Annotated in this window: 4 protein-coding genes; all 4 read left to right on the forward strand. The window is 65.1% G+C overall.

The window, feature by feature from the left end; genetic code table 11:
• Nucleotides 1-876: branched-chain amino acid ABC transporter permease (locus LNV28_RS24865; protein ID WP_263521063.1), on the forward strand; the 876-nt coding region annotated here is incomplete at its 5' end.
• Between the two features lie 21 nt (nucleotides 877-897).
• Nucleotides 898-1,980: an ABC transporter permease subunit gene (locus LNV28_RS24870; protein ID WP_263521065.1), complete on the forward strand. Its 1,083-nt coding sequence runs from the start codon at nucleotides 898-900 to the stop codon at nucleotides 1,978-1,980.
• A 28-nt stretch (nucleotides 1,981-2,008) separates the two neighbouring features.
• Complete coding sequence (locus LNV28_RS24875) at nucleotides 2,009-2,815, forward strand: ABC transporter ATP-binding protein (RefSeq protein WP_263521067.1); 807 nt, start codon at nucleotides 2,009-2,011, stop codon at nucleotides 2,813-2,815.
• A gap of 96 nt (nucleotides 2,816-2,911) precedes the next feature.
• A partial coding sequence (locus LNV28_RS24880) for an ABC transporter ATP-binding protein (protein ID WP_263521069.1) occupies nucleotides 2,912-3,606 on the forward strand: 695 nt, incomplete at its 3' end.

The following is a 3,606-nucleotide window of genomic DNA, read 5'->3' on the forward strand; positions in this document are numbered from 1 at the left end:
ATGTATGCGCTGGTGGCGCTGGGGTACACGATGGTGTACGGCATCATCAACCTGATCAATTTTGCGCACGGTGAGATTTTGATGGTGGGGGCGCTGGTGAGCTGGACGGTGATCAGCGCGCTGGGCGACTCGGGGCTGCCGGGCTGGGGGCTGATGCTGATCGGCCTGGCCTGCGCTGTCCTGGTCTGCACGACGCTGAACTTCATGGTCGAGAAGATTGCTTACCGGCCGCTGCGCAATGCGCCGCGCCTGGCGCCGCTGATCACGGCCATGGGCATGTCGCTGCTGCTGCAGACCCTGGCCATGATCATCTGGAAGCCCAATCCCAAGCCCTTCCCGCTGCTGTTGCCGACCACGCCGATTGACTTGGGCGGGCCGGTGATCACAGTGACGCAGTGCGTGATCCTGGGTGCGACGGTGATGATTCTGGCCACGCTGATGTGGCTGGTGAATCACACGAAACTGGGCCGCGCGATGCGGGCCACGGCCGAGAACCCCAAGGTGGCCGGCCTGATGGGCGTGAAGCCCGACTTCATCATCTCGACGACCTTTGTGATCGGTGCGGCGCTGGCCGCGGTGGCCGGCCTGATGTGGGCGGCCAACTACGGCACGGTGCAGCACACCATGGGCTTCATGCCAGGGCTCAAGGCCTTCACGGCGGCGGTGCTGGGCGGCATTGGCAACTTGGCCGGGGCCATGGTGGGCGGCGTGCTGCTGGGCTTGATCGAGGCGATCGGCGCGGGCTATCTGGGTGACCTGACCGGTGGCGTGCTGGGCAGCCACTACGCCGACATCTTCGCCTTCGTGGCGCTGATCCTGGTGCTGACCTTGCGGCCCTCGGGCTTGCTGGGTGAGCGTGTCGCGGACCGGGCCTGAGCGTCAAGGAGACTCCACATCATGCAAAAGAACAAACTCTTCGTCTTCCTGCTGGCGGCCCTGGGCCTGCTGGTGGTGCCGCTGATCGCGCAGCAATTCGGCAACGGGCCGGTGCGCATCATCGACCTGGCCCTGCTCTACGTGATGCTGGCCCTGGGCCTGAACATCGTGGTGGGCTACGCCGGTCTGCTGGACCTGGGCTATGTCGCGTTCTACGCGGTCGGCGCCTATATGTTCGCGCTGCTCTCGAGCCCGCATTTGAGCGAGAACTTCGAGGCCTTCCGCATGGCCTTCCCCAACGGCCTGCACTCGCCGCTGTGGATCGTGATCCCGCTGGCGGCGGGGCTGGCGGCCTTCTTCGGCGTCATGCTGGGTGCGCCCACGCTGAAACTGCGGGGCGACTACCTGGCCATCGTGACCCTGGGCTTCGGTGAAATCATCCGCGTGTTCCTGAACAATCTGGAACACCCGGCCAACATCACCAACGGCCCGCGCGGCATCGGCCAGATCGACTCCATGCACTTCTTCGGCCTGGACCTGGGCAAGGGCACCGAGCTGTTCGGCTTCGCCATCCCCTCGGTGACGCTGTACTACTACTTGTTCCTGGTGCTGGTGGTGTTCAGCGTGCTGATCTGCTATCGCTTGGAGAACAGCCGCATCGGCCGTGCCTGGATGGCCATCCGTGAAGACGAGATCGCCGCCAAGGCCATGGGCATCAACACCCGCAACCTCAAACTGCTGGCCTTCGGCATGGGCGCCACCTTTGGCGGCGTGGCCGGCTCCATGTTCGGCGCCTTCCAGGGCTTTGTGAGCCCCGAGTCCTTCAGCTTGCAAGAGAGCGTGATGATCGTGGCCATGGTGGTGCTGGGCGGCATCGGCCACATCCCCGGCGTCATCCTGGGCGCGCTGCTGCTGTCGGCCCTGCCCGAGGTGCTGCGCTACGCGGCCGGCCCGCTGCAGGAGATGACCGGCGGCCGTCTGGACGCCTCCATCCTGCGCCAGCTGCTGGTGGCCCTGGCCATGATCAGCATCATGCTGGTGCGTCCGCGTGGCCTGTGGCCGGCGCCCGAGCACGGCCGCGCCGCGCCGGTGCCGCAGAAGTGAACGCCGGGTCTGCAAAGGAAAACAAGCCATGACAAGCAACAACAACAGCAGCAGCAACAACGCAGACGTGGTGCTCAAGGTCGCCGGCGTGTCCAAGCGCTTCGGCGGCTTGCAAGCCCTGGCCGATGTGGGCATCCAGATCAACAAAGGCCAGGTCTACGGCCTGATCGGCCCCAATGGCGCCGGCAAGACCACCTTCTTCAACGTCATCACCGGGCTCTACACCCCGGACGGCGGCAGCTTCGAGCTGGGCGGCGCGCCCTATGCACCGACCGCGGTGCACGAGGTGGCCAAGACCGGCATCGCGCGCACCTTCCAGAACATCCGCCTCTTTGCTGAAATGACGGCGCTGGAGAACGTGATGGTGGGGCGGCATGTGCGCTCCGGCTCGGGCTTGCTTGGCGCCATCTTCCGCACACCCGGCTTCAAGGCCGAGGAAGCGGCGATTGCCAAGCGAGCCCAGGAACTGCTCGATTACGTGGGTATCGGCAAGTACGCCGAGTACAAGGCCCGCACGCTGAGCTACGGCGACCAGCGCCGGCTGGAGATCGCGCGCGCCCTGGCCACCGACCCCAAGCTGATCGCGCTGGACGAGCCGGCCGCGGGCATGAACGCCACCGAGAAGGTGGTGCTCCGAGAGCTGATCGACCGCATCCGCAAGGACGGCCGCACCATCCTCTTGATCGAACACGATGTGAAGCTGGTGATGGGCTTGTGCGACCGCGTCACGGTGCTGGACTACGGCAAGCAGATCGCCGAGGGCACGCCGTATGACGTGCAGCGCAACGAGAAGGTGATCGAAGCCTATCTGGGCGCGGGCCACACCAACCACTAATGGCAGAGGCCAGCGCGGAGTCACAGAAAGAACGCAGGGCCGAAAGGCCAGTGAATCTTCCGGTGACTCGGTGCGTGCAATCAAGGAATTGAAGACATGGCGACAAACATATTGCTCGAAGTGAGCGGACTCAAGGTGGCCTACGGTGGCATCCAGGCCGTCAAGGGCGTGAACTTTGAAGTGCGCGAGGGCGAACTGGTCAGCCTGATCGGCGCCAACGGAGCGGGCAAGACCACGACGCTCAAGGCCGTGACCGGCCTGCAGCCGGTGGCCGACGGCGACGTGAAGTACCTGGGCCAAAGCATCAAGGGCCAAGGCCCCTGGGACCTGGTCAAGCAAGGCCTGGTGATGGTGCCGGAAGGGCGGGGCACCTTCACCCGCATGACCATCACCGAGAACCTGCAGATGGGCGCCTACCTGCGCAGCGACAAGGCCGGCATCGAGGCCGACATCGAGCGCGTCTTCGGCATCTTCCCGCGCCTGAAGGAGCGCAGAGCCCAGCTGGCCGGCACCATGAGCGGCGGCGAGCAGCAGATGCTGGCCATGGGCCGGGCGCTGATGGCCAAGCCCAAGGTGCTGCTGCTGGACGAGCCCAGCATGGGTCTGTCCCCCATCATGGTGGACAAGATCTTCGAAGTGGTGAACGACATCCACAAGCAAGGCGTGACGGTGCTGCTGGTGGAGCAGAACGCCAGCCGGGCGCTGCAACTGGCCAACCGAGGCTATGTGATGGAGTCGGGGCTGGTGACCATGACGGGCGAGGGTCAGGCCTTGCTCAATGACCCCAAGGT

The organism is Paucibacter sp. DJ2R-2 (assembly GCF_025717675.1).
GTDB lineage: Bacteria > Pseudomonadota > Gammaproteobacteria > Burkholderiales > Burkholderiaceae_C > Paucibacter_A.

Excerpts from the sequence above, each read along its gene's own strand:
- LNV28_RS24870 (WP_263521065.1), top strand. The coding sequence starts at position 898 with ATGCAAAAGAACAAACTCTTCGTCTTCCTGCTGGCGGCCCTGGGCCTG.
- LNV28_RS24875 (WP_263521067.1), top strand. The coding sequence starts at position 2,009 with ATGACAAGCAACAACAACAGCAGCAGCAACAACGCAGACGTGGTGCTC.